Below are 24060 nucleotides of genomic sequence, written 5' to 3' on the forward strand. Positions count from 1 at the left end.
GAGCAAGGGAAGGAGTAGGGAGTTGCTGGAACGGCTGAACGACGCGATGGAGCACATCGAGGCACACCTCGGTGAGCGCATCGAGGCGGCGGAGCTGGCCCGGATCGCGATGACGTCGGAGTACCACTTCCGCCGGATGTTCTCCGCGCTCGCGGGACTACCGCTGTCGGAGTACATCCGCCGCCGTCGCATGACGGTCGCGGGGGCCGAAGTGCTCGGCGACCCCGCGCGGACGCTGCTGGACGTGGCGGTGCGGTACGGCTACGACACGGGGGAGGGCTTCGCCCGTGCCTTCCGGGCCGTGCACGGCATCGGCCCCGGCGAGGCCCGGCGGAGCGGCGCGGTTCTGCGGTCCCAGCAACGCCTGACCTTCCGACTCGTTGTCGAAGGGAGTACGGCCATGCAGTACAAGCTGGTGGAGAAGAACGCGTTCCGGGTGGTGGGCAGGAAAGCCCGCGTCCCGCTCATCCACGAGGGGCCGAATCCAGCCATCGCGGAGTTCATCCGAGGGATCGGCCGGGAGGAGCTGCACCGCATCGCGGCCCTCTCGGATCAGGAGCCGGCCGGGCTCGTCGGGGTGAGCGACCAGCTCGACCCGAGCCGCGCGGAGGGCACCGAACTCGATTACTACCACGGGGTGGTGAGTGGTGCGGAGCCAACGGAGGGCCTGGACACCCTTGCTGTACCGGCGGGGATGTGGGCGGTCTTCGAGAGCGAAGGCGAGTTCCCGGGGGCCCTCCAGTACCTCTGGCGGGACGTGTTCACGCAGTGGTTCCCGTCGAACCCGTACGTCTCCCGGCCCGGCCCGGAGATCCTGCGGGTGCGGCTGACGGAGGAGGGGAAGCGGGCGGAGGCGGAGCTGTGGATCCCGGTGGAGCGCTCGGCCGGTTCGTGAGCCGCTGGAACGAAGTATGCGGCACGACAGAGGTTTACGGCCATGGGGCATATGCGATGCCTTAATGGTCCAGACCTATTGTGCGGGCGTGCTTCGCTCGCTAGTTTTCTCCTGGCGGCGCGCGCTGATCGGTTCGGCTCTGTCCCTTCACTGACGCACAGTCATGTGTGTTGAATGAAAAAGGAGTTACCGACATGCACAGACGTATTGCCGCTCTCGCGGTGACCGTGGCGACCGCCGGTGCGATGCTGCTCGGCACCGCCTCGACCGCTTCCGCGACGGGCCCCGGCTTCTATCTCCGCAGTCACCACGCCAGCCTGGCGGAGTGCCAGTCGGTCGGGAACGCCGGAGCTGACAACGCTCTCTGGAGCCGCGTCTTCATCTGCAACCCGTTCGCGGGCAAGCCGGGCGTGTACGAGCTGTGGGTGCGCTACTGATCCCGCCGCGCACAGACGGGAACCGCCCCGCCTTCGGCCGAGTTGGTGGCCGGGAGCGGGGCGGGGCCTTTTCGTCTACGGGTGCGGCTCAGGAGGCCGCGCTGCCGTGGACGAAGGCGCTCCAGGCGGCGGGCTCGACGGTGAGGATGGGGCCGTCGGTCACTTTGGAGTCGCGGATGTGGACGGCGGCGGGGTGGGTGGCGACTTCGACGCAGGCTCCGCCGTCACCGTTGCTGTAGCTGGACTTGAACCAGTGGAGGGCTGTGGAACCGGGGGCGGGGTGTGCTGCGCGGGACATGTCTCTCCAAGCAGTGCGTCAAGCAGTGCATCCAGTAGCCGGGTGCTCTCCGCGACGGTGAGCGCCTGGGACCGCAGCATCCCATACCTCTGCATAAGCGCGCTGACGTCGGCCGGCTCGTCGTACAGCTCTCCACGCAACTGCCCGTCGATGTAGGCGAGCCCGTCGTGGTCCGGTGTCTCCAGCAGGATGAGCGGCCCCGAGAGCCCGGCGTGCCGAGGGGTGTTGCGGGGCATGATCTGAATGGTCACGAACGGCAGGTCCATGCAGCGCCGCAGGTGGAGAAGCTGCTCGCGCATCACTTCGGGGTCACCCAGCTGGGTGTGCAGGATGCTCTCCTCCAGGATGAAGTGGAGGAGAGGCCGGGGCTTGCGCTCCAGGATCTTCTGGCGGTCGAGGCGGTCCGCCACCCGTTTCTCGATCTCCTCCACTTCGAGTGGTGGATAGGTGCAGCCGAAGATGAAGCGTGCGTACGACTCGGTCTGGAGCAGTCCGGGAACGAGCTGGGACTCGTACCAGAGCAGGCTCACTGCGTTCTGCTCGTACTGCACAAAGTCTTTCACCAGCGCCTGATAGCGCTCCTTTCGCGGGATCTTCTCCACCGCGACCCGCAAGGCGCCCTTGGTGTGCAGTAGTTCATCGAGCTGAATGGCCAGGTCTGTCTGAAGCGCGCGTCGCCCCTGCTCGATCGAGGCGATCGTGTCCTCGCCCACACCGGCCTGTTCGGCGAGGGCGGCCTGTGTCAGCCCGGCGAGTTTGCGGAAGTGGCGCAACTGCGCCCCTACCAGTTGCCACGAAGTAACTCGCCTGATGCCGCTCTGCTTTCCCGGTTGCATGACCTGGCTCTCCCCGTTCTGGTCCCGTTGTCAACCCGTCAGAACCCGTACAAAAGCTTTTGTACGTCTCTGGGCTCTGCTGAAGCCTAGTTACAGCGTGTGAGCGTGTAAGCATGAACGAGACAACTCAACTCCCGTACTACCGAGCCGCCTTCTACTGCCGTGAGCGCAGGTCGATCCCGGTCGTACGCAAGTTCGCCCGTAAGGCTCTGGTCGATTGGGAGTGCGAGAAGCGCATGGACGATGTGCTGCTCTGCGTAACCGAGCTGGCGACCAACGCGCTCCGGCACGGCGTCCCGCCGGGGCGCGGGTTCAAGGTCCACATCTACCTGGAGCGGATCGAGAACGCGCTCCGCGTCGAGCTGCACGACGGCGGCGACGGCGAGGTGCGCCCGGCGGACGATCTGCCCGGGGCGGACGACGAGGGTGGGCGCGGGCTGCTGCTGGTGGCGGCGCTGGCGGACAAATGGGGGGTGGGGGAGCGGAACCCCGGCAAGATCGTGTGGTGCGAGTTCGATCTCTCCTGACTTGCCATTCCGGCAAGGATGTTTGTCGTTTCGGCCTTGTCGCGCGCACCATCTCCATCAACCGGAGGTGGTCCGCATGGAGAGCAGGAGTGACGGCATGAAGCAGCAGCGGTACGACGTGGTGATCGTGGGCGGCGGGGCCGCCGGCCTGAGCGGGGCGCTGACCCTGGCGCGGGCCCGGCGCTCGGTCCTGGTGATCGACGCGGGCGAGCCCCGTAACGCGCCCGCGTCCCACATCCACAACTACCTGGGCCGCGAGTCGACCCCGCCCGGCGAGCTGCTGGCGATCGGCCGGGGCGAGGCCGCCGGGTACGGGGCGGAGATCGTCGAGGGCCGGGTGGCCTCGGCCGGGCGGCTGCCGGGGGAGCGGGGCTTCCGGGTGGTGACGGAGGACGGCCGGAGCGTCGAGGCGCGCAGGCTGCTGGTGACGACGGGGCTCGTCGACGAGCTGCCGCCCGTGCCCGGTCTGGCGGAGCGGTGGGGGCGCGAGGTGCTGCACTGCCCGTACTGCCACGGCCGCGAGGTGGCGGACCGCCCGATCGGGGTGCTCGCCACCGGCTCCCTCGCCGTGCACCAGGCGCTGATGTGGCGGCAGTGGAGCGAGGACGTCACCCTCTTCCGCCACACGGGCCCGGAGCCCTCGGACGAGGAGTACGAGCAGCTGGCGGCCCGGGGGGTGGCGGTGGTGGACGGTGAGGTGACGGGCCTGGAGGTCGCGGACGACCGGTTCACCGGCGTACGGCTGGCCGGCGGCCGGGTGATCCCGCGCGAGGCGCTGGTGGTCCAGGCACGCTTCACCGCGCGTTCGGCCGTACTGGAGTCGCTGGGCCTGGTCCCGGTGGCGCAGGAGATGGGCGGTGAGGTGATCGGCACGTACATCCCGACCGACCCGACCGGCGCGACCGAGGCCGCCGGAGTCTGGGCGGCGGGCAATGTCACCCGCCTCACCGAACAGGTCATCGGGGCCGCCGCGGCCGGCCTCATGGCGGCAGGGGCGATCAACGGCGACCTGATCGCCGAGGACACCCGTAAGGCGGTGCAGGCGCGGCGGCGGGGCTGACGCGACGCGGTGACGAGGGCGGGCACTGTTACGAGAACAGAGCGCCGAGGAGGTCACGCGCCCACCCGAAGAACCTATGCACCAGCACCGCCATCAGCACCAGGATCCCGAGGATCACGACGGTGCCCCAGGAGCAGCTGCCCCCCGGGTCCTCCTGACGGCTCGTCCCGCCCACCCCCGTGACCGGTGGAAGCGGCATGTCCTCGACCGTTCCCGTCCGGCGTAACGCAGGCAGGCGAAATCGGGCCCCCTGGGGTGACGGCGAGATCCGGCGGATGTGTGAGGTTCCCCATCGGGGATACGCGGAGGGCGCCGGGCGCCACGAGGGTGCCGGGGCGACGGCAACGGCAAGGGAGACATTCGTGGGCATCATCGCCTGGATCCTCATCGGCCTGTTCGCGGGACTCATCGCCAAGGCGCTGACTCCGGGCAAGGACCCGGGGGGCTGCCTCCTCACGATGGTGATCGGCATCGTGGGCGGGCTGCTCGGCGGCTGGCTGGGCAAGGTGATCTTCGGCGTCGACTCGATCAACGGCTTCTTCAGCCTGTCGACGTGGATTGCCGCCGTCGTCGGTTCGGTGATCGTGCTGCTCCTCTACCGCCTGGTCACGGGGCAGCGGTCCCGCTGACCGGTCCGGTCGCAGGCCCGTCGTGAGGGATCGCTCGACGAGTGCGTTCCTCCGCCTTTGCCTACATTGGCAGAGGGTCAGCAGGGCGCCGTAGGAGGAGCTGCCACCGACGCGTCCGCGGAAGTCAAACAAGAGGAAACGACGACATGACCGACACCTCGCGCAAGCCGACCACCTCCGACTCCGGCGCCCCGGTGGAGAGCGACGAGCACTCGCTCACCGTCGGGCCGGGCGGGCCGATCCTGCTCCAGGACTCGTACCTGATCGAGCAGATGGCCCAGTTCAACCGCGAACGCATCCCCGAACGCCAGCCGCACGCCAAGGGAAGTGGCGCCTTCGGGAAGTTCGAGGTGACCGCGGACGTATCGGCGTACACGAAGGCCGCTCTCTTCCAGCCCGGCACCACGACCGACCTGGTCACTAGGTTCTCCACCGTCGCCGGGGAGCGGGGCAGCCCGGACACCTGGCGGGACCCGCGCGGCTTCGCGGTGAAGTTCTACACCAGCGAAGGCAACTACGACATGGTGGGCAACAACACCCCCGTGTTCTTCGTGAAGGACCCGATGAAGTTCCAGCACTTCATCCGGTCCCAGAAACGCCGGGCGGACAACAACCTCCGTGACCACGACATGCAGTGGGACTTCTGGACCCTCTCGCCGGAGTCGGCCCACCAGGTCACCTGGCTGATGGGCGACCGGGGTATCCCGCGGACCTGGCGCCACATGAACGGCTACACCTCGAACACGTACATGTGGATCAATGCCGAGGGGCAGCGGTTCTGGGTGAAGTACCACTTCAAGACCGACCAGGGCGTCGAGACGTTCACGCAGGACGAGGCCGACCAGATGGCCGCCGTGGACACGGATCACCACATGCGTGATCTCTTCGAGCACATCCGCGACGGGCAGTTCCCGAGCTGGACGCTGAAGGTCCAGGTCATGCCGTACGAGGACGCGAAGGACTACCGGTTCAACCCGTTCGACCTGACCAAGGTGTGGCCGCACGGCGACTACCCGCTGATCGAGGTCGGCCGGATGACGCTGGACCGCAACCCCACGGACAACCACGCCGAGATCGAGCAGGCGGCCTTCCAGCCCAACAACTTCGTCCCCGGCATCGGCCCGAGCCCGGACCGCATGCTGCTGGCCCGGCTGTTCAGCTACGCGGACTCGCACCGCTACCGCATCGGCGGCAACTACCAACAACTTCCCGTCAACGCCCCCGTCGTCCCGGTGCACACGTACTCCAAGGACGGGGCGATGGCCTACCGGAAGACCAGTGACCCGGTCTACGCCCCGAACTCCAAGGGCGGCCCGGCGGCCGACACGGAGCGCTACGGCACCCCGCCGAGCTGGTACGCCGACGGCGACATCACCCGGGCGGCCTACGTCGACCACGCCGAGGACGACGACTGGGGCCAGGCGGGCACGATGGTCCGCGAGGTCCTGGACGACGCGGCGCGGGACCGGCTGGTCGACAACATCGTCGGCCACCTGCTGGACGGCGTGAGCGAACCGGTGCTGAAGCGGGCTTTCCAGTACTGGACGAACGTGGACGCCCCCCTCGGCAAGCGTGTCGAGCAGGGCGTCCGCGCGAAGGCGGGCGGGTAGGACCCGAAGGCGGGCGGCCAGGGCAACCCCGCGCGCTCGTCGACGCGGCACAAGGCCTGAGGCGGGCCCGGCCGTACGGCAAGGCTCTCGCCCCGTCGGTCCGACGGGGCGAGAGCCTTGCCGTTTGTCCCGGACCGTGGGCCGGGGCGCTCAAGGCGAAGGCGCAGCGGCCCGCCACCATGCTGCGGCTCCCTTCACCCGGGATCGCTCAGTGCCGGATCAGGCCGCCGACCGGGACGGGAGCGACGTGCCCGGAGGGCGGAAGGGTCCGCGCCAGGGCGAGCCCGACGTCCACCAGCGACGACCGGTGCAGGCGGGCGACCTCGGGCAGCGGGGTCCACACCGACTCGGCGGTGTCGCCGTTCGGCTCGGGCCGCAGCCGGCCGCCGGTGACGCGGGCACGGTAGAAGACGCCGACGTTCTGCAGCTCGGGCGCACCCGGCCGGCGGCGCTCGGCCGCCGGAACCACCCGCGAGTCCACGCCGAGCAGACGCTCGACCACGGCCTCCAGACCGGTTTCCTCGGCGACTTCCCGGATCACCGCGTCGTGCGGATCCTCCGCGTGCTCGACCCCGCCGCCCGGGAGGGTCCACGTCCGCTCGCCGCCCGGACCCACGGCAAGCGCGAGCAGCACCCGCCCGTCCTCGATGCACACCGCGTACGCGGCCAGTCGCCGGTCCATGCGGGGAGGGTATCGCCGGGCTGGTTCTTCCCCGGCGGGGCCTCGTGCGAGTCCGACCTGGTCCGCCACACCGCCACGATCTTCACCCGGCAGTACGGACGCCACGGGGTACGCGAGCGCACCGGGGGCGGCGGCCCGTTCAGAGGCGGGCGGCGGGGAGGGGCTCCACGGCGAACGGGCGCGGTCCGAAGGCGTGGTCGGAGCGGGCGCGCACCAACGGCAGTGCCTGACGGAGGTCCGCGCCCAGGTGGTGCAGCGAGTCGCCACCACGCGACTCCCAGACGGCGAACTCCCCGTTCGTGTCGCGTGACGCGGTGTTCCACAACAGGACGTCGCCGTTCTCGCTCCACGCGAAGACCTCCAGGGTGGCCGCCAGGGACCAGTGGCCGTCCGGCTCCACCATCCAGTCGAACTCCTCGGTCTCGCCCTCCCGGTAGCTCGCGCGAAAACGCGCCGTGAGCCGGTCACCCCGGCCGTGCAGGCCGTCGGCGTACCCCGGCAGCACCGGTGGATAGACCAGCCACAACCCGAAGGTGCGCCCCCACCCCGCGTGGCGAACGAACGCCCGATAGGAATCCGGGAACCCCTCGCCGTCCGCGAATCGGTATCCGTCGAGGGTCTCGAAGTCGATGTGCTCGGTCGTAGGCGGATCCGGAAGACGCAGCTCGGCCAGGGGATCGCTGATCATGCCGTGGATGCTAGCGACCCACAGAACGAGCGGGGTTGCGGAACGCCCTCGACCAGAGCGGTGGCAGGACGGTACCCGCGCGCAACCCCTACGGGGACACCTGGGACGTCACGCGCCGGGACCAGGGCGGGCCCAAGCCGACCGCCTGGCCGGACGACAAGGCGTTCTTCGGGGCCCAACAGTTCCGGAAGCGGGCTTCCGTCCCCTGTCCCTGCCCCCAGTCCTGGGATTGCACCCGTGCCGGGCCCGTATGGAGGGGTCTTTCGGGAATCCGGCCAGTTCCTTACGGAATTGTCCCTTGCTCTATGTGGATGGGTTCCGGTAGCAGGCCTCGGGTGCGATGCCTATGACATATCTAGGTCTGCTGACGAAGGCGACGGTCTAGGTGTCGGCCTAGGGGTTGCCGGGCTGCTTCCGCTCGGAGACTTCGGAAAGCTTGGGAATAAGTTTAAGAAACTTCAGGATGCTTGGAGTGCGGCTCGGCATATCCGTGAAACTGATCCCCGGGACGTGGTCGACGGACTCAGGGCTACTGGGCGATTCAGAGGTTCTGCGAACCTGGCAGCCGCCACTGTCGATATCGACGGGATGGATCCCATGATATTGGCGGCGATGAGTGGAAATGAAAGACGAGCCGGGATGGTGCCGAGTCCAGGTGATACACGCGCGGGATATCCGCAAAGATATATTCCGGTCGGTAGAACCACAGATTCTGAGGCTAAGGTTTTCAACTACCTAAGGGCTGTCCCGTAATTGATCTCCGGGTGGTCGAGAGGCGGCTCGCCAGCTGCTGGCGTCCTGGCCTACGCGGCCTGGAGCAGGTTGTGGAGTCGGGCGATGCCGAGGATGGCGTGGTGGACGCCGTCGCCCTTGAGGTGGCAGTCGTGGAGGATCTTCCAGGTCTTCATGCGGGCGAAGACGTGCTCGACGCGGGCGCGGACCTGCTTGTGCTCGCGGTTGTGCTCGGCCTGCCACTCGGACAGTTCTCCACCGCGGGGTTTGCGGTGCGGGATGACCAGGCCGGTGCCCGGGTAGCCGCCGTCGGAGATGGTGGTCGTCCGGCCGACGGGCGCCGTGATCATGCGAGGCATCTCGTGATCATCGCACCTGCGGTCGGGACCCTCGGAGATTGGCCTGGCCTCAGAGCTCGAACCACAGGTCGATGCTCGGGTGGACCCGTCCGCGCAGACAGCTTGAGTGTGAGTAGGCCTGCTGCCGCACGGCACCGCCTCGTACCGGGTCAACCGCACCGAGCCTGAACTCGGTCGCTGCCCCGTCCTGGTCGAGATCGATGACCTGATGGCAGAAGCAGCAGGTGGGGTTGGGGTTCAACGATGCCCTCTCACGTCGCCGAGACAACAGGGCCGGCCGCGCCGACCCACAGACCCTACGTCGACCAGTGCGCCGATAACGGGACAGCCCTTAGCCGATAGGATGGGGCCTCCTGGCGAGGGCGTCAGCGGAACAATTCGGCTTCACACTCAGAAGCCCATGTGTGACTCGTGCGGTGGAGTAATGGATTCATTCCAGAGTGATTATCCGGATGTGCGCGTCATCGTTACAGATGGATAGTATTGCGCCATTGTGTGTGGAGGGTGGTGGCGTACTCGGTCATGGTGGGGGAGTGCGCTACCACTTAGCTTTCAAGTGTAGTGAGTTCGAGAGGCCCATTATCGTGGATGACATGAGCCCTGCTCGCCTTGCGTTGGAGCAAGGCGACCTTGAGGAGTTGCGGGAAATTCTCGACAGTGGAGGTGACGTGCATCAAGAGTGCAACGGGTTCACGCTTCTCCACTCCGCCGTGGACGGAGAGATGGACGGGCATATTCAGACCGGCGAGCCTTTGCACGTGGACGCCACCGCCCTTCTGCTTGCTAGGGGTGCGGATCCTGAACGCCCCTCACATGGAGGCAAGGGAGTTTCTGCTCGGCATATGGCTTTCGTTTCGGGCCACTGGCTGGCAACTGATCTTTTTGAGGCGTGGCTCAGGAGATCGGTTGACTGACGAACCCATACAGCTTGCCGAAATCTTTTGAGGTCTCTCGGTCAAACGTGTCGAGGATGGACCCCCGTAGGCCCACCGTGCATCCACGCATGATTGGCGACTGCGGCCATTTTCGGTACGCACAGGGTCAGCCTTCTTGATCAGGGCGCCCCGCCCCCGCCCACGTCTGAGGCGCCCACACCCCCGACCGCTTCAGCGAAGCCGGGCAGTGGCGGAAGATCTCGTCGATCTCGACGATCAGGGCGAGCTTCGGGCGCTGGCCCTTCACCGTCATCGCGTCGAAGAACGGGGCGTCCGTGACGATGCGGGCCCGGCCGTTGACGCGCAGGACGTCCATCGCGCCGGGTATCAGGTAGAGCAGGCCCACGCGCGGGTTCGTCAGGATGTTGTGGAAGCTGTCCGCCCGACGGTTTCCCGGGCGGTCGGGCAGCGCGATGGTGCCCGGGTCCAGGACGTGGGTGAAGCCGGGGCCGTCGCCGCGCGGGGTCGCGTCGCAGTTGCCGTCCGCGTCCGACGTGGCCATGGTGCACAGCGGCGATCGGGCCAGCAGGTCCAGATCGTCGTCGGTGAGCCGGTCGTGGACCTTGTCGATGACGATCGGGTGCGGGGTTCCCAGGAGCTCGCGCAGCTCGTCCGCCGAGCCCAGGGGGACGGCCCCGGCCAGCGGACCGGTGGCGGGGGCGGCGGGGGCGGCGGCGTACGACAAGGAAGTGCTCCGGAGCTCGTGGGGTGTGGCAGCGCGGTCGAACAGGCACTGTTAGGGTGACCTTACTTTGGGCCCCGCTGTGTTCCCCGTCCGGGGTGTGCCGGCCAACGAGGGCGTCACCCGTGCCCGAGGGGCGACCCCAGCGCCGACGAACAAGCGTGAGGAACAACAGTGCACCACCGCATTCCGGCTGCCCCGGTGGCCGGGTCGTGAGCGGCCCGGCCCTCCTGGAGAAGGAGAAGCCGGTGGACGGCGGCAAGGAGACGCGGCGCAAGCGCAGCCGGCCCGTCCTCGCCCTCGGGCTGCTCGCCGCCCTCGCCGTGCTCTTCCTCACCGCCGTCGCCAGCCTCGCCATCGGCTCCGGCGACGTGCCCTTCCGCGACGTCGTCGACGGGGTGCTCGACCCGGACACCTCGGTCAAGGGCCAGCTCATCGTCCAGGAGGTCCGCATCCCGCGCACCGTCGCCGGGCTGCTGGCCGGCGTCGCGCTCGGCCTCGCGGGCGCGGTGATGCAGGGCGTCGCCCGCAACCCCCTCGCCGACCCCCAGCTCCTCGGCATCAACGCGGGCGCGTCCGTGGCCGTGGTGTGCTCGATCACCCTGCTCGGGTTCACGGCCGCCACCCAGTTCATCTGGTTCGGCTTCCTCGGCGCGCTGCTCGCCGCCCTCCTCGTGTACGGGGTCGGCTCGCTCGGGCGGGAAGGCGCCACCCCGGTGAAACTGGCGCTTGCGGGGGCCGCGACCAGCGCCGTACTCACCTCGGTGACCAGCGCGATCCTCCTCCAGGACCGAGGCAGCTACGACCAGTTCCGGTTCTGGCAGCTCGGCGCGCTGACCGCCCGGTCCTCCGAGGTGCTGTGGCAGGTCTCGCCGTTCATCGCGGCCGGCGTCGTCCTCGCGCTGGGCCTCGGGCCGCAGCTCAACGCCCTCTCCCTCGGCGACGACCTGGCCCGCGGCCTCGGCCAGCGGGTCGGGACCATCCGGCTGGTGTCCGCCCTCGCCGTGGTGATCCTCTGCGGCGCGGCCACCGTCGTCGCCGGGCCCATCGGCTTCGTCGGGCTCGCCGTGCCGCACGCCGCCCGGCTCATCACGGGCCCCGACTACCGCTGGGTGCTCCCGTACAGCATGGTGCTCGCCCCGGTCATGCTCCTCGTCGCCGACCTCGTCGGCCGCGTCGTCGCCCGCCCCGGCGAGGTCCAGGTCGGCGTGATCACGGCCGCCATCGGCTGCGTCCCCTTCATCTGGCTGGTCCGGCGCAGGAAGCTGGTGGAACTGTGAGCCCGGCACCCGTCGTCGCCGAGGACGCCGCCCGCGCGGACAAGGAGCGGCTCGCCGACGCCGTACGCCAGGTGTCCGCCGTACGCGGCCGGAGCCTGCGGCGTTCCGTTCTCGTCGGCGCCGCCCTGCTGGCCGCCGTGATCGTCGTGTTCGGCGTCTCGCTCAGCTTCGGCGACATGGTCATGCCGATCGGGAAGGTCATCGCCACCCTGTTCGGCAGCGGCGACGGCGGATCGCGGTTCGTCGTGCTGGAGCTGCGCCTGCCCCGCGCCCTCCTCGCGATCCTCGTCGGCGCGGCCTTCGGCCTCTCCGGAGCCGTCTTCCAGAGCGTGCTGCGCAATCCGCTCGCCAGCCCCGACCTCATCGGCATCAGCGCCGGGGCCGGCGCGGTCGCCGTCACCGCCGCTCTGCTCTTCCAGGTCAGCGGACTCGCCCTCTCCGCCACCGCCCTGACCGGATCCCTGGTCGCCGGCGCGGCCATCTACCTGCTCGCCTGGCGGCAGGGCATCGCCGGCCAGCGCCTGGTCCTCATCGGGATCGGCGTCGGCATGGGCCTTTCCAGCATCGTCTGGTACGTGATGGCCCGCTCCGAGGTCACCGACGCGCAGGAGGCGTTCCGCTGGCTCGCGGGCAGCCTCAACGGCCGTTCCTGGGGCCAGGTGTGGCCGCTGCTCATCGCCCTTTGCGTCCTCGTCCCGCTCACCGTCCTCGCCGCCCACGCGCTGCGCCCCCTCCAGCTCGGGGACGACGCCGCCGCCGGGCTCGGCGCGAAGGTCGAGGGCGGCCGGCTCGCCCTGCTGGGCTGCGCGACCGCGCTCGCCGGGGTCGCGACCGCCGCCGCCGGACCCGTCGGGTTCGTGGCGTTCGTCGCGGCCCCGATCGCCCGCCGCCTGGTCCCGGGCCGCGGCGCGGCCCTGCCGCAGGCGGCCCTGACCGGGGCGCTGCTGGTCCTGGTCGCCGACTTCGCGGCGCAGCACGCACTGCCCTCCGTGCAGCTGCCGGTGGGCGTGGTCACCAGCATCATCGGCGCCCCGTATCTGCTCCTGCTCCTGGCCCGCGCCAACCGGGTGGGCGGCGGGGGCTGAGATGGCGACGTATCAGAAGGACATGGCGGCGTATCGGAAGAACGACGAAAGGCGTGGCCCCCTCGTGACCGATCACACTCTGGAAGCCCGGGACGTCCGGCTCGGCTACGGCGAACGCGAGATCGTCCCCGGGCTGAGCGTGGCGGTACCGCCCGGCCGGATCACCGTCATCGTCGGCCCCAACGCCTGCGGGAAGTCGACGCTGTTGCGGGCGATGGCCCGGCTGCTGGCCCCGACCGCCGGGGCGATGCTCCTGGACGGCCGGTCCATCCAGGAGATGCCGACCAAGGAGGTCGCCGCCGTCCTCGGGATCCTGCCGCAGAGCCCCACCGCCCCGGAGGGCATCACCGTCTCCGACCTGGTCGGGCGCGGCCGCTACCCGCATCAGGGCTGGTTCCGCCGCTGGAGCGCCGAGGACGACGAGGCGGTCGCGGCTGCCCTGTTGTCGACGGACGTCCTCGAACTCGCCGACCGTTCCGTGGACGAGCTGTCGGGCGGCCAGCGCCAGCGGGTGTGGATCGCGATGGCGCTGGCCCAGCGCACGGACATCCTGCTGCTCGACGAGCCGACGACCTTCCTGGACGCCAGCCACCAGCTGGACGTCCTGGACCTGCTCACCGACCTCAACCACGAGCAGGGCGTCACCATGGTGGCCGTGCTGCACGACCTCAACCTGGCCTGCCGGTACGCGGACCACATGATCGCCATGAAGGCGGGGCGGATCGTCGCGGAGGGCCGGCCGGTCGACATCGTGACGCAGGAGCTGGTCGGCGAGGTCTTCGGCATGCGCTGCTCGGTGATCGAGGACCCGGCGTCGGCCACCCCGATGGTCGTGCCGCTGGGCCGCCACCATGTGAGGGGCCCGGCCGCCCGAGTCGCGTACGGAGACCACCTGCCACCCGGTGGCACCGTTATCATTAGGTGAGGCTAACCTAAAGGGTATGAACGCTTCCGCTCCCCACGCACGGCGCCCCCACCGTATCCCCGTCCTCGCGGCCGGCACTGTCGCCGCCCTCCTCGTCACCCTCTCGGCCTGCGGCTCGTCGGATGACTCCGACAGCTCCGCCGCCTCCTCGGGTTCCTCGGGAGACTCCGCCGGGGCCTTCCCGGCCAAGGTGGCGACGAAGTTCGGCGAGGTCACCGTCGACAAGAAGCCGCAGCGCATCGTCGCGCTCGGCTGGGGCGACGCCGAGACCGTGCTCGCGCTCGGCGGCCAGCCGGTCGGGGCCAGCGACTGGCTGCCGTTCGGCGGCGAGGGTGTCGGTCCGTGGGCCAAGGGCATGTACGACAAGAAGCCGCAGCTGATCGGCACGATGGAGCCGGAGTTCGAGAAGATCGCCTCCCTCCGGCCGGACCTGATTCTGGACACCAAGTCCAGCGGCGACCAGACCCGCTACGACACCCTGAAGAAGATCGCCCCGACCTTGGGCGTGCCCGAGGGCGGCGAGCAGTACAAGCTCTCGTGGGAGCAGCAGACCACGATGATCGCCGCCGCGATGGGCGTGCCCGACAAGGGCGAGAAGCTGATCGCGGAGACCGAGGAGAAGTTCGAGGCCGCCGCGAAGGCCCACCCCGAGTTCAAGGACAGGACGATCACCCTCGGCTCGCGTACCTCGGAGGGCTTCGGCGCCTACGTCGGCGGCACCGGGCGGGTCGACTTCGTCGAGCGGCTCGGCTTCGAGAACAACCCGAAGGCCGAGGCCGAGGCCGGCGAGGGCTTCTCCATCCAGGTCTCCAAGGAGAACCTGGACCTGCTCGACGCCGATCTCACGGTGATGGCCCCGATCGGCATCCCGGCCGCGGACATCAGCAACGACCCGCTGTACAAGGCCGTTCCGTCGGTGAAGGCGGGCAACCACCTCGTCTTCGACGACAAGGACATCTCCCAGGCCTTCGCCACGGACTCGGTCCTGTCCGTGTCCTACGCGCTGGAGAAGGTCGTCCCGGTCTTCGCGGAGAAGGTCGCGAAGTAGCCGCCGTACGCACAGCGCCCCGTACCCCTGGGATTCGCCGGATTCGCCGGATCAGGGTGCGGGGCGCTGTCTTGTGCGGGAAGGCTGCGCGGGTCAGGCTTCCGGGGTCGCGGCCTTGATCGCGGAGATGTCGAAGGTCAGCTTCACCTTGTCGCTGACCATCACGCCGCCGGTCTCCAGTGCCGCGTTCCAGGTCAGGCCCCAGTCGGAGCGCAGGATGTCGGCGCTGCCCTCGAAGCCGACGCGCTCGTTGCCGTAGACGTCGGTGGCGGAGCCGTTGAACTCCAGGTCGATGGCGAGCGGGCGGGTGACGTCCTTGATCGTCAGGTCGCCGGTGATCCGGTACGCCTCGCCGCCCAGCTGCTCGGCCTTCGTCGAGCGGAACGTCATGAGGGGGAACTTCTCGGCGTCGAAGAAGTCGCCGCTGACCAGGTGGCCGTCGCGGTCGGCGATGCCGGTGTCGACGCTGGCGATCTTCACGTCGATGGAGGCGGAGGAGTTCGCCGGGTCCGTGCCGTCCACCGCCAGGGTGCCCTCGTGCTCGCCGAAGGAGCCGCGCACATTCGTGACCATCGCGTGGCGCACGGTGAAGCCGATGCTGCTGTGGGCCGGGTCAAGGGTGTAGGTGCCGGTCAGGGCGGCCAGCGCCGGGTCCACCGCGCGGGCCTCGGTGACGGTGGTGGCGGCGGTGGTGGACTTGCGGGTGAACAGAGCCATGGCTCCTCCTCGGGGATGCGCTTCGGGGGACGGATCGAGCGGTGCGGAAGATGTTGTTCAACCTTCAACGAGTTCGACTGTAACCGCATCTAGTTCAAAGTTCAACATCTGACGTCCGGGTTCCCCCGATCGGATCCGCGGTCCGGGGCGGGGAGGTCGGCCTGAACAACTACGTCACCGGCACCTTCACCTGCATCGGCACACGGGGTGACGGCGCGCGCCAGTACCGGTCCGGCTCCGGCAACATCTACGCGGACGAGGGCAACCACTGGGACGTGACGTACGACAACTGCGGCTGCTGACACGAGTGATGGCCCGGGGGGCGTGCCTCGCCGGGCGGCACCCGGGCCATCTGTCCTACGGGATCGGGTCCGCGTCCGGCCCCTCCTGCTCCAGCAGGTCCCGGGCGAAGTCCTCCCACTGCGCGTACCGGTCCGGGTACGCGGACCGCTGCACCGCCTGGCACACCTCGCCCGGCTCCATCGACTCCCACCCGTCGATCTGGAGCAGCCCCGGATTGGCGCTGGGTGAGGGCAGCCCGTAGAAGGACTTGGACGCGGTCGGCACATGGGTGATCTGCGCCGGCGTGCCCCAGCCCATGCTGGGGCGCTGCTGGAAGACGCCCAGCGAGTCGTGGTCGACCGCCGACGTGTAGTTGACGAACTTCGACTCCTGCATGGCCGTCATCAGGGCGATCACCTGGGCCTCCTCGGAGAGCTCCGCCCCCTTCCCGACGCCGATGACCGTCCGGGCATGGGCGAGCTGTTCCGGGCCGAGGTCGGCCGCGGCGGCGAAGAACACCCGCAGCTCGCTGTCCGGGGCCGTCTTCAGCAGCCGCGCGGTGGCGGTGTCCACCCGGCCGGTCGGCGGCAGGCCGTAGCTCTGCTGGAAGGCGCGCAGGCCGTGCGCGCCGGCGGCCTGTGGTGCCGGGGAGCCCGGCGGGGCGGGGTCCGCCTGGGCCGGGGGCGCGGCGGTGAGCAGGAATCCGGCGGCGACTGCCGTGAGCAGCCGGTGGGGGAGTCGCTTCATTCGCATACGGCACCGTCCCGGAGAGGTGTGCCGAAGTCAAGAACACTGCATAACGTGTCAATTGGTGATGTATCGGACGGCTGCGGCCGTGCGGCTGTGCGGCTGTGCGCGACGGCACCCGGGCGTGTGCGTGGCCCGCCGGGTACGTGCGGCGGCCCGCGCCGGACACGCGGGTGCGCCCCCCGCGCCGGGCACGCGGGTGCCCCCGGGTCGGTCCGGCCCGGGGGCACCCGCGCCTGTCGGGCTACCGGGCGTGCGTCAGGAGCCCACGCTCACCGTGAAGCGACGCGGGTTCCCGTCGTGCGCCGCGCCCGAGACGTCCGGCTCACCGTCCGGGCGGACGTCGTCGTACGGGAACGCGTAACCGATCGGGCTGTTCGCGTGGACTACCCGGGACCAGTGGTTGGTGACCGGCCCCTTGTAGTAGTCCGCCGTCGACGTGCCGTTCGGCTGGCTCGGGTGGCTCAGCATGATCGAGCGGTTGAAGCCCGCCGCCAGCCTGGCCAGGATCGCCTTCTTGTCGTCGGAGTCGCCCGGGTTGTTGGTGAACGGGCCGTGGTTGCAGGTGAAGATGTCCTTCGTCTGCGGCTTGACGAAGGTGTGGCCCCCCTCGAAGGTCAGCGTGTCCCCGCTGACCCGGCCGGCCAGTGTGCCCCGGCCGCCCTGGAGGTCGATGCGCAGGTCCTCGGAGCGGTACTTCTCCCAGACCTCGTCGATCTGGGCGGTGAACAGGTCCCGGAACGGCATCTCGGCGGGCCGGTCGAAGTACGGGGCCATGATGTTCTGCGGTGAGACGACCCGCAGGACGCCGCCGTCCCCGCTCCGGGTGATCAGCTTGTCCCACGGCTGCCCGTCGACGGCGGCCTGGGCGGTGAGGTCGTCCGCGATCCGTCGCGCCGCGCCCTCCGGGTGCGGCGCGACGACGTGGGTCCCGTCGCCCTCCAACGTGATCCCGATCGGAAGGGCGGTGATCAGGTCGACGTAGCTGATGTTGGAGTACAGCTGCTCCGTGTTGAAGGTGAACTCGCAGAACGACCAGGTGCGCCCGTAGTTGGGGTCCGTGGGCGTCGCGAAGGCGGGCTCCACCAGCGACGGCCCCGGGTTGAGGTAGAAGTCCAGCTTGTCGTCGCGGACGAAGTAGACCCGCGCCCCGTACATCTGCGGCAGGGTCAGCACGACCGGACCCGCGCCCGCGGCCTTGAGCGGGATCGCGCAGTCGACGGGCAGGGGGGTCCCCGGGGTGCCGGGGGAATCGGGGCGGTAGACGCCGCCGTCCGGCTCGAGCAGCGTCCAGCGGTCGGTTCCCGGCTCGTGGCCGGTCACATACGCGTGCACCGTGCCCGGCAACGACTTGTTCTCCAGGGCGAGTTCGCAGGTCGCGGGGGCCGCGGAGGCGCGGGGGCTCAGGGCGGTGCCCCAGGCGGGGTGCGTGAGCGCCGCGGCCGAGGCGGCGGCGCCGGTCAGGAACATGCGGCGTGAGATCACGAGGTGACTCCCGAGGTGGTGGGGGGTCGCAGACGGGTGATGGCGGGTGGCACGGGGAGGTGCGGGACCGTGGGGGTGCCTGCGGTGCGCACCACTCTCGCGAGGCCCGGAACAAGCGTCAAGACTTGTGGCTGAGAGCGCTCTCAAAAATGCTGGGTCTTCACAACTCGACGCCCCGAAGCGGTACGTGCCGGAACCGGGCGGGTGTGAACCGTGACCGCCCGGGAGCGCCGACGGCCAAGAGATGAACGAGGTCCCGGCCTGCCCCGCACCGCCCCGACTTGGACTAACGCACCGGGGTTGTTGGACGGAGCCGGCTCCAGGGACCGAAGTCCGTTGACGATGCCCGGACGCGGCGACTACTCAGGGGCCATGTCGCCAAGATTCCCTCGCCCCGGCCTGGTCGCCGCGGCCTCCGCAGCCGTCCTGGCGCTCAACGGGGCCGCCCTCCCCGCCGCAGCCGCCGATCCGTCCCCCGCCCCGGCCCGGGCGGCGGAGTCCGGTGGATCCGCCGTCATCGGATCCGACCGGCTCGCCGTCGCCGTCGCCGACGACTTCCCGCGCGTCCTGTCGTACACCGACCGGGCGAGCGGCGCGCAGCTGCTCGGCAGCACCCGGCCGGTCACCGATGTCACCCTCAACGGGACCGCCCGTCCCGTGAAGCTCAAGGGCAAGCCGAGGATCACCCGCTCCGCCGCCCGCTACACCCTCGCCTTCGACTCCCTGCCGGGTGTCGAGATCGACGCCTCGCTCACCGTCTCCGGGCGGGCCGCCACGTTCAAGGTGACCGCCGTCCGCGACACCGCGGAGTTCCGGGTCGGGACCATCGACATCCCCGGACATGACCTGATCTCGGTCGGGTCCGCCGAGGCCGGGGCCGCCACCGCGTTCACGAAGCTCGACCCGGACTCCACCCGCACCGCCGACGTCTTCGCGGAGGTCACCGAGGAGACGAAGCCCGACACCGCACCCGTCGGGGCAAGTTACGCGATCCTCAACAACGGTTCGCTCGCCGCGGCGGTCGAGTCCAACTCCTCGTACGACAAGCCCGCCGGGGCCACCGGCGGCGACGACGCGCGCTTCTGGCACCAGGCGCGCACCGAGGAGGGCGGCGGCGTCCGGGTCGGCGTCTGGTCCGGCCAGTGGACCTACCGGGGCGAGGGCGCGCCGAAACCCGAGAGCGGCGATGACCTGCCGTGGGCCAAGGTCGTCGTCACCCCCGACGCCAACGGCGACCGGGCCGTCGACTGGCAGGACGGGGCCGTCGCCTTCCGCTCGATCGGCGTCACCGCGCCGGGCGGCGAGGACACCGCGAAGCGGGTCGTCACCCATATCCCGTTCAACTTCGCCAGCCAGGCCACCCACCCGTTCCTGCGCACCCTGGACGACGTCAAGCGGATCTCGAAGGCCACCGACGGCCTCGGCCAGCTCGCCGTCCTCAAGGGCTACGGCTCCGAGGGGCACGACTCCGCCCACCCGGACTACGGCGGCAACTACAACAAGCGGGCCGGCGGGCTCAAGGACCTCAACACCCTGCTCAAGGACGGCGAGAAGTGGGGCGCGGACTTCGGCGTCCATGTGAACGCCACCGAGTCCTACCCGGAGGCCAACGCCTTCTCCGAGCAGCTCGTCGACAAGACCAAGCCCGGCTGGAACTGGCTCAACCAGAGCTACTACATCGACCAGCGCCGCGACATCAACAGCGGCGACCTGGCCGAACGCTTCCAGCAACTGCGCGACGAGACCGACAAGAACCTCGACTTCCTCTACATCGACGTCTACTACAGCCACGGCTGGATCGCCGACAAGACGATCCAGGCCGTGCAGAAGCAGGGCTGGACCGTCGGCACCGAGTGGGCCGACAAGTTCGAGCGCGCCTCGCTCTGGTCGCACTGGGCCAACGACCTCAACTACGGCGGGGCCACCAACAAGGGCCTGAACTCGCAGATCATCCGGTTCATCCGCAACGGCGAGAAGGACATCTGGAACAACCACCCGGTCCTCGGCCAGAGCGCCCTGGAGGACTTCGAGGGCTGGACCGGCGAGACCGACTGGAACGCCTTCACCGCCAACATCTGGCAGAAGAACCTGCCCGCGAAGTACCTCCAGCAGCAGAGGATCACCCGCTGGGACGGCAACGACATCACCTTCACCGGCGGGGTGCGCGGCACGGTCGAGAACGGGAAGCGGACCTTCTACGACCAGGGCCGCAAGGTGCTCAGCGGTACCGACTACCTGCTGCCGTGGGACGGCGGCAAGAAGCTCTACCACTACAGCGAGACCGGTGGCTCCAGCACCTGGGAGGTGCCGGGCAAGGGCGCGTACACCCTCTACAAGCTGACGGACAACGGCCGGGAGAAGGTCACCACCGTCCGCCCCGCCGGCGGGAGGATCACGCTGACGGCTGCCGCCGGACAGGCCTACGTCCTCTACCCCGACCGGGCGCCGAAGGCCCGGTCGGCCGACTGGGGGAAGGGGACAGGGCTGAAGGACCCCGGCTTCAACGACCGTGACCTGAAGGGCTGGACGAAGACCGGCACCGCCGTCCGCGACACCGACGAGCAGGGCCGCAACAGCGCCGAACTCTCCGGCTCCGGCCCGGCCGCGCTCTCCCAGAGCGTCACCGGGCTCAGGCCGGGCAAGCGCTACACCGCCTCCGCTCTCATTGAGGTCGAGCCCGGCGAGAGCCGCCGTACGGTGCTGAGCGCCGGGGGTGCGTCGGTGGCCGTCGAACGCTCCACCGCCGAGGACTTCGTCGCCGCGTCCGACTGGCACGGCACGTCCTTCCAGCGTGCCAAGGTCAACTTCACCGCCCCCTCGGGTGGCCGCACCACTCTCCGGATCGAGGCGGCGGACGGCAGCACGGCGAAGGTCCGCGCCGATGACGTACGGATCGTCGAGAACGCCCCCGCGACCCGCACGGGCACCGTGGCGTACGAGGACTTCGAGGCCGTCGACCAGGGTTGGGGCCCCTTCCTCAAGGGCAACGCGGGCGGCTCCACCGACCCCCGCACCAGCATTTCGCAGCTCCACGCCCCGTACACCCAGTCCGGCTGGAACGGGAAGCGAGTCGACGACGTGCTGGGTGGGAAGGAGTCCCTGAAGTCCCACGAGGAGAACACCGGCCTCGTCTACCGCACCGCGCCCTGGACCGTCCCGATGAAGGACGGCTACCGCTACCGGGTCGCGTTCGACTACCAGTCCAGCCACGCCGGGGCCTACAGCTGGGTGGAGGGGTACGACCGGGTCGCCGGCGGCAAGGCCTCCTCGACCGAGACCCGGGCCACCCCGATCGGGCAGCAGCGCACCACCGGGCAGTTCAGCCGGACGCTCACCGCGGGCTGCGGTGACACCTGGACCGGGCTGCGCAAGCTGCCCGGAGCACCCGAGGGCGCGGACTTCGTGCTCGACGGCTTCACCGTGACCGACCTCGGACCGGCCCCCGCCGGGCAGGAGGCCGTCTGCGGCACCCTCGACGTGTCCGCCGACGCCGAGACCCTGGAGCCGGGAGCCCCGAACACGGTGAAGGCGGCCTTCGGCAACGACGAGGCGAGTGCCGCCACCGGCGTGCGGCTCGCGCTGGCCGTGCCCGAGGGCTGGAAGGCCGAGCCCGTGGGCGCGGTCGTCTTCGACTCGGTCGCCCCGGGCGCGAAGGCCACGGGCAGCTGGCGGGTCACCCCGCCGGTCGACGCCCCCTACGGCACGTACGCGCTGGAAGCGGAGGCCACGTACACCGTCGGGGGAGCCGGCCGTGCCCTCGGCGCGGGAACCTCCGTCCGTACGCTCCCGCCGCCGCCCACCGCGGACAGCTGGGCCGGCGACCTCGACTGGACCGCCTCGCAGAACGGCTGGGGCCCGGTCGAGCGAGACCGGTCCAACGGGGAGGCCGGGGCCGGCGACGGTGGCCCCCTGAAGATCGGCGGCGTCACCTACGCCAAGGGCCTGGGCACGCACGCCCCGGCGAGGATCCGCTACTACCTGGGCGGGAAGTGCACCTCCTTCACCGCCGAGGTCGGCGTGGACGACGCCCAGGCCACCCGGGGCAGTGTGCGGTTCTCGGTCACCGCCGACGGCACGGAGAAGGTGGCGTCACCGGTGCTGGGGGCGGCCGACCCCGCCTGGAAGCTCACCGCCGACGTCACCGGCGCGAAGTACGTCGAGCTGGTCGTCCAGGACGGCGGCGACGGCAACGGCAACGACCACGCCGATTGGGGCGATGCCCGCTTCCACTGCGGAGCCTGACCGTCGGCCGCCGAGTTTCCCGAGCGCGGTGACAGCGGGGCAAACGCGCCGCGCCATACTGAGGGGGCCTTCGGGCCCCCTCAGGGGCGTGTGGTCCGCTGCGCAACCTCCTCTTGTGGGGTCTTCACAACCGAATGCGGCGTTTCGCTGGTGGATCGCGTGCGCGGTGGCGTGGTTCTGTTCACTCCCACCACGAAACCGGGCAGGAGACTGTACGGAGTCGACGGCGCGATTTCTGGGTCGGTCTTCGTAGGGTCAGTACATGACCGTTGTGGACGAAACTCAGGGTGAGTCGAGCGACGCCCGTGGCCGGGTGGCCGAACTGCTGGCCCTGCGCGAGCAGGCGCGGCGCGGACCGAGCGAGCGGGCGACCGAGGCACAGCACGCCAAGGGGAAGCTGACCGCGCGGGAGCGGATCGAGCTGCTGCTGGACCCGGGTTCGTTCAAGGAGGTCGAGCAGCTGCGCCGGCACCGTGCGACCGGTTTCGGCCTGGAGGCGAAGAAGCCGTACACCGACGGTGTCATCACGGGCTGGGGCACGGTCGAGGGCCGCACGGTCTTCGTGTACGCGCACGACTTCCGGATCTTCGGTGGGGCGCTGGGCGAGGCGCACGCCACGAAGATCCACAAGATCATGGACATGGCCATCTCGGCGGGGGCCCCGCTGGTGTCGCTGAACGACGGCGCCGGCGCCCGTATCCAGGAGGGTGTCTCGGCGCTCGCGGGCTACGGCGGCATCTTCCAGCGCAACACCCGGGCGTCCGGTGTGATCCCGCAGATCAGCGTGATGCTCGGTCCGTGCGCGGGCGGCGCGGCCTACAGCCCGGCGCTGACCGACTTCGTGTTCATGGTCCGTGAGACCTCGCAGATGTTCATCACCGGTCCGGACGTCGTGAAGGCGGTCACCGGTGAGGAGATCACCCAGAACGGTCTGGGCGGCGCGGACGTGCACGCCGAGACGTCGGGCGTCGCGCACTTCGCGTACGACGACGAGGAGACGTGCATCGCGGAGGTCCGCTACCTCATCGGGATGCTGCCCTCCAACAACCGCGAGAACCCGCCGACGGTACGGAGCGACGACCCCGCCGACCGGCGCGGCGACGTCCTGCTGGACCTCGTACCGGCCGACGGCAACCGCCCGTACGACATGCACCAGGTGATCGAGGAGCTCGTCGACGACGGCGACTACCTGGAGATCCACGAGCGCTGGGCCCGCAACATCATCTGCGCGATGGCCCGCCTGGACGGCCAGGTCGTCGGCATCGTCGCCAACCAGCCGCAGGCGCTGGCGGGCGTGCTGGACATCGAGGCCTCCGAGAAGGCCGCACGTTTCGTCCAGATGTGCGACGCTTTCAACATCCCGATCATCACCCTTCTGGACGTCCCCGGCTTCCTGCCGGGCGTGGACCAGGAGCACGGTGGGATCATCCGCCACGGAGCGAAGCTGCTCTACGCCTACTGCAACGCCACCGTGCCGCGGATCTCGCTGATCCTGAGGAAGGCCTACGGAGGTGCGTACATCGTCATGGACTCCCAGTCCATCGGGGCCGACCTCACCTACGCCTGGCCCACCAACGAGATCGCGGTGATGGGCGCCGAGGGCGCGGCCAACGTCATCTTCCGCCGCCAGATCGCCGACGCCGAGGACCCCGAAGCCATGCGCACCCGCATGGTCAAGGAGTACAAGGCCGAGCTGATGCACCCCTACTACGCGGCCGAGCGCGGCCTCGTCGACGACGTCATCGACCCCGCCGAGACCCGCGAGGTGCTCATCGCCTCGCTCGCCATGCTCCGCAACAAGCACGCAGACCTGCCGTCCCGCAAGCACGGCAACCCCCCGCAGTAGTCATCCGCCGCGGCGGCGCGATCCGCCGCACGG

At 69.8% G+C, this 24060-nt stretch carries 22 protein-coding genes and 2 pseudogenes; 14 read left to right on the forward strand and 10 right to left on the reverse strand.

The features are described from left to right. The first annotated feature begins 22 nt into the window (after window positions 1–22). Together ACZ60Q_RS14750 and ACZ60Q_RS14755 are read left to right on the forward strand one after the other, a co-directional pair. Complete coding sequence (locus ACZ60Q_RS14750) at window positions 23–895, forward strand: AraC family transcriptional regulator (protein WP_469633377.1); 873 nt, start codon at window positions 23–25, stop codon at window positions 893–895. A gap of 194 nt (window positions 896–1089) precedes the next feature. Beyond that, a complete protein-coding gene (locus tag ACZ60Q_RS14755; protein ID WP_469633380.1) occupies window positions 1090–1332 on the forward strand; it encodes a hypothetical protein in 243 nt (80 codons plus the stop codon). 88 nt (window positions 1333–1420) lie between these two features. Here the strand turns inward: ACZ60Q_RS14755 and ACZ60Q_RS14760 are convergent. Continuing rightward, window positions 1421–1531: pseudogene (locus ACZ60Q_RS14760) on the reverse strand (DUF397 domain-containing protein); the annotation flags it as partial. Beyond that, window positions 1492–2466: a helix-turn-helix domain-containing protein gene (locus ACZ60Q_RS14765; RefSeq protein WP_469633383.1), complete on the reverse strand. Its 975-nt coding sequence runs from the start codon at window positions 2464–2466 to the stop codon at window positions 1492–1494. The pseudogene ACZ60Q_RS14760 and the gene ACZ60Q_RS14765, both read right to left, overlap by 40 nt. Before the next feature lie 113 nt (window positions 2467–2579). Between ACZ60Q_RS14765 and ACZ60Q_RS14770 the strand changes: the two genes are divergently transcribed. After that, window positions 2580–2993 (forward strand): ATP-binding protein, encoded by a 414-nt coding sequence (locus tag ACZ60Q_RS14770; protein ID WP_469633386.1) that lies wholly within the window; start codon window positions 2580–2582, stop codon window positions 2991–2993. Between the two features lie 76 nt (window positions 2994–3069). Beyond that, the gene (locus ACZ60Q_RS14775; protein ID WP_469633389.1) at window positions 3070–4053 is read left to right on the forward strand and encodes an NAD(P)/FAD-dependent oxidoreductase; all 984 of its coding nucleotides are present in this window, start codon (window positions 3070–3072) and stop codon (window positions 4051–4053) included. Window positions 4054–4081: 28 nt separating this feature from the next. Here the strand turns inward: ACZ60Q_RS14775 and ACZ60Q_RS14780 are convergent, their stop codons facing one another. Then, on the reverse strand, window positions 4082–4252 hold the full coding sequence (locus tag ACZ60Q_RS14780) for a hypothetical protein (RefSeq protein ID WP_469633392.1): 171 nt from the start codon (window positions 4250–4252) through the stop codon (window positions 4082–4084). Between the two features lie 163 nt (window positions 4253–4415). On the opposite strand from ACZ60Q_RS14780, the gene ACZ60Q_RS14785 reads away from it, so the two are divergent. Together ACZ60Q_RS14785 and ACZ60Q_RS14790 are read left to right on the forward strand one after the other, a co-directional pair. Then, window positions 4416–4682 (forward strand): GlsB/YeaQ/YmgE family stress response membrane protein, encoded by a 267-nt coding sequence (locus tag ACZ60Q_RS14785; RefSeq protein ID WP_469633394.1) that lies wholly within the window; start codon window positions 4416–4418, stop codon window positions 4680–4682. A gap of 146 nt (window positions 4683–4828) precedes the next feature. Further along, a complete protein-coding gene (locus ACZ60Q_RS14790; RefSeq protein ID WP_469633397.1) occupies window positions 4829–6292 on the forward strand; it encodes a catalase in 1464 nt (487 codons plus the stop codon). Window positions 6293–6500: 208 nt separating this feature from the next. Here the strand turns inward: ACZ60Q_RS14790 and ACZ60Q_RS14795 are convergent, their stop codons facing one another. The 3 genes and pseudogenes from ACZ60Q_RS14795 to ACZ60Q_RS14805 all read right to left on the reverse strand — a co-directional run. Further along, window positions 6501–6974 carry an NUDIX hydrolase gene (locus tag ACZ60Q_RS14795; RefSeq protein WP_469633400.1) on the reverse strand — a complete coding sequence of 158 codons (474 nt, stop codon included), beginning with the start codon at window positions 6972–6974 and terminating at the stop codon, window positions 6501–6503. Between the two features lie 139 nt (window positions 6975–7113). Then, complete coding sequence (locus ACZ60Q_RS14800; RefSeq protein WP_469633403.1) at window positions 7114–7662, reverse strand: hypothetical protein; 549 nt, start codon at window positions 7660–7662, stop codon at window positions 7114–7116. Between the two features lie 803 nt (window positions 7663–8465). Continuing rightward, a pseudogene (locus tag ACZ60Q_RS14805) lies at window positions 8466–8735 on the reverse strand (transposase family protein); the annotation flags it as partial. A 361-nt stretch (window positions 8736–9096) separates the two neighbouring features. On the opposite strand from ACZ60Q_RS14805, the gene ACZ60Q_RS14810 reads away from it, so the two are divergent. Beyond that, window positions 9097–9234, forward strand: coding sequence for a deaminase domain-containing protein (locus tag ACZ60Q_RS14810; protein WP_469633405.1), 138 nt, complete (start codon window positions 9097–9099; stop codon window positions 9232–9234). A gap of 52 nt (window positions 9235–9286) precedes the next feature. Beyond that, window positions 9287–9667 (forward strand): ankyrin repeat domain-containing protein, encoded by a 381-nt coding sequence (locus ACZ60Q_RS14815; protein ID WP_469633408.1) that lies wholly within the window; start codon window positions 9287–9289, stop codon window positions 9665–9667. 127 nt (window positions 9668–9794) lie between these two features. Here ACZ60Q_RS14815 and ACZ60Q_RS14820 read toward each other — a convergent pair whose 3' ends face one another. After that, window positions 9795–10373: an MSMEG_1061 family FMN-dependent PPOX-type flavoprotein gene (locus tag ACZ60Q_RS14820; RefSeq protein WP_469633410.1), complete on the reverse strand. Its 579-nt coding sequence runs from the start codon at window positions 10371–10373 to the stop codon at window positions 9795–9797. Between the two features lie 209 nt (window positions 10374–10582). On the opposite strand from ACZ60Q_RS14820, the gene ACZ60Q_RS14825 reads away from it, so the two are divergent. Genes ACZ60Q_RS14825 through ACZ60Q_RS14840 form a run of 4 tightly spaced genes read left to right on the forward strand, consistent with a single transcriptional unit; the run spans window position 10583 to window position 14708 of the window. Beyond that, complete coding sequence (locus ACZ60Q_RS14825; protein WP_469633413.1) at window positions 10583–11650, forward strand: FecCD family ABC transporter permease; 1068 nt, start codon at window positions 10583–10585, stop codon at window positions 11648–11650. Then, window positions 11647–12735, forward strand: a complete 1089-nt coding sequence (locus ACZ60Q_RS14830; protein WP_469633416.1) for a FecCD family ABC transporter permease — start codon at window positions 11647–11649, stop codon at window positions 12733–12735. The genes ACZ60Q_RS14825 and ACZ60Q_RS14830 overlap by 4 nt, the downstream gene beginning before the upstream one ends. A 22-nt stretch (window positions 12736–12757) precedes the next feature. Continuing rightward, window positions 12758–13660, forward strand: coding sequence for an ABC transporter ATP-binding protein (locus ACZ60Q_RS14835; RefSeq protein WP_469633845.1), 903 nt, complete (start codon window positions 12758–12760; stop codon window positions 13658–13660). A 16-nt stretch (window positions 13661–13676) separates the two neighbouring features. After that, complete coding sequence (locus tag ACZ60Q_RS14840) at window positions 13677–14708, forward strand: iron-siderophore ABC transporter substrate-binding protein (protein ID WP_469633419.1); 1032 nt, start codon at window positions 13677–13679, stop codon at window positions 14706–14708. Between the two features lie 93 nt (window positions 14709–14801). Here the strand turns inward: ACZ60Q_RS14840 and ACZ60Q_RS14845 are convergent, their stop codons facing one another. The 3 genes from ACZ60Q_RS14845 to ACZ60Q_RS14855 all read right to left on the reverse strand — a co-directional run bounded on the left by ACZ60Q_RS14845 (window position 14802) and on the right by ACZ60Q_RS14855 (window position 17924). After that, complete coding sequence (locus tag ACZ60Q_RS14845) at window positions 14802–15425, reverse strand: YceI family protein (protein WP_469633422.1); 624 nt, start codon at window positions 15423–15425, stop codon at window positions 14802–14804. 357 nt (window positions 15426–15782) lie between these two features. Next, the gene (locus ACZ60Q_RS14850; protein WP_469633425.1) at window positions 15783–16454 is read right to left on the reverse strand and encodes a peptidoglycan-binding domain-containing protein; all 672 of its coding nucleotides are present in this window, start codon (window positions 16452–16454) and stop codon (window positions 15783–15785) included. Window positions 16455–16712: 258 nt separating this feature from the next. Next, window positions 16713–17924, reverse strand: coding sequence for a glycoside hydrolase family 64 protein (locus ACZ60Q_RS14855; protein WP_469633848.1), 1212 nt, complete (start codon window positions 17922–17924; stop codon window positions 16713–16715). Between the two features lie 387 nt (window positions 17925–18311). Between ACZ60Q_RS14855 and ACZ60Q_RS14860 the strand changes: the two genes are divergently transcribed. Together ACZ60Q_RS14860 and ACZ60Q_RS14865 are read left to right on the forward strand one after the other, a co-directional pair. After that, window positions 18312–22181 (forward strand): endo-alpha-N-acetylgalactosaminidase family protein, encoded by a 3870-nt coding sequence (locus ACZ60Q_RS14860; protein WP_469633428.1) that lies wholly within the window; start codon window positions 18312–18314, stop codon window positions 22179–22181. A gap of 262 nt (window positions 22182–22443) precedes the next feature. Further along, window positions 22444–24027, forward strand: a complete 1584-nt coding sequence (locus tag ACZ60Q_RS14865) for an acyl-CoA carboxylase subunit beta (protein WP_469633431.1) — start codon at window positions 22444–22446, stop codon at window positions 24025–24027. The last annotated feature ends 33 nt before the right edge of the window (window positions 24028–24060 follow it).

The sequence above is a fragment of the Streptomyces sp. NPDC104313 genome, from assembly GCF_055583985.1.

Excerpts from the sequence above, each read along its gene's own strand:
- ACZ60Q_RS14800 (WP_469633403.1), bottom strand. The coding sequence starts at position 7,662 with ATGATCAGCGATCCCCTGGCCGAGCTGCGTCTTCCGGATCCGCCTACG.
- ACZ60Q_RS14850 (WP_469633425.1), bottom strand. The coding sequence starts at position 16,454 with ATGAAGCGACTCCCCCACCGGCTGCTCACGGCAGTCGCCGCCGGATTC.
- ACZ60Q_RS14770 (WP_469633386.1), top strand. The coding sequence starts at position 2,580 with ATGAACGAGACAACTCAACTCCCGTACTACCGAGCCGCCTTCTACTGC.
- ACZ60Q_RS14780 (WP_469633392.1), bottom strand. The coding sequence starts at position 4,252 with ATGCCGCTTCCACCGGTCACGGGGGTGGGCGGGACGAGCCGTCAGGAG.
- ACZ60Q_RS14855 (WP_469633848.1), bottom strand. The coding sequence starts at position 17,924 with ATGTTCCTGACCGGCGCCGCCGCCTCGGCCGCGGCGCTCACGCACCCC.
- ACZ60Q_RS14860 (WP_469633428.1), top strand. The coding sequence starts at position 18,312 with ATGTCGCCAAGATTCCCTCGCCCCGGCCTGGTCGCCGCGGCCTCCGCA.
- ACZ60Q_RS14865 (WP_469633431.1), top strand. The coding sequence starts at position 22,444 with ATGACCGTTGTGGACGAAACTCAGGGTGAGTCGAGCGACGCCCGTGGC.
- ACZ60Q_RS14810 (WP_469633405.1), top strand. The coding sequence starts at position 9,097 with ATGGGGCCTCCTGGCGAGGGCGTCAGCGGAACAATTCGGCTTCACACT.
- ACZ60Q_RS14840 (WP_469633419.1), top strand. The coding sequence starts at position 13,677 with ATGAACGCTTCCGCTCCCCACGCACGGCGCCCCCACCGTATCCCCGTC.
- ACZ60Q_RS14795 (WP_469633400.1), bottom strand. The coding sequence starts at position 6,974 with ATGGACCGGCGACTGGCCGCGTACGCGGTGTGCATCGAGGACGGGCGG.
- ACZ60Q_RS14845 (WP_469633422.1), bottom strand. The coding sequence starts at position 15,425 with ATGGCTCTGTTCACCCGCAAGTCCACCACCGCCGCCACCACCGTCACC.
- ACZ60Q_RS14755 (WP_469633380.1), top strand. The coding sequence starts at position 1,090 with ATGCACAGACGTATTGCCGCTCTCGCGGTGACCGTGGCGACCGCCGGT.
- ACZ60Q_RS14790 (WP_469633397.1), top strand. The coding sequence starts at position 4,829 with ATGACCGACACCTCGCGCAAGCCGACCACCTCCGACTCCGGCGCCCCG.
- ACZ60Q_RS14775 (WP_469633389.1), top strand. The coding sequence starts at position 3,070 with ATGGAGAGCAGGAGTGACGGCATGAAGCAGCAGCGGTACGACGTGGTG.
- ACZ60Q_RS14765 (WP_469633383.1), bottom strand. The coding sequence starts at position 2,466 with ATGCAACCGGGAAAGCAGAGCGGCATCAGGCGAGTTACTTCGTGGCAA.
- ACZ60Q_RS14835 (WP_469633845.1), top strand. The coding sequence starts at position 12,758 with ATGGCGGCGTATCGGAAGAACGACGAAAGGCGTGGCCCCCTCGTGACC.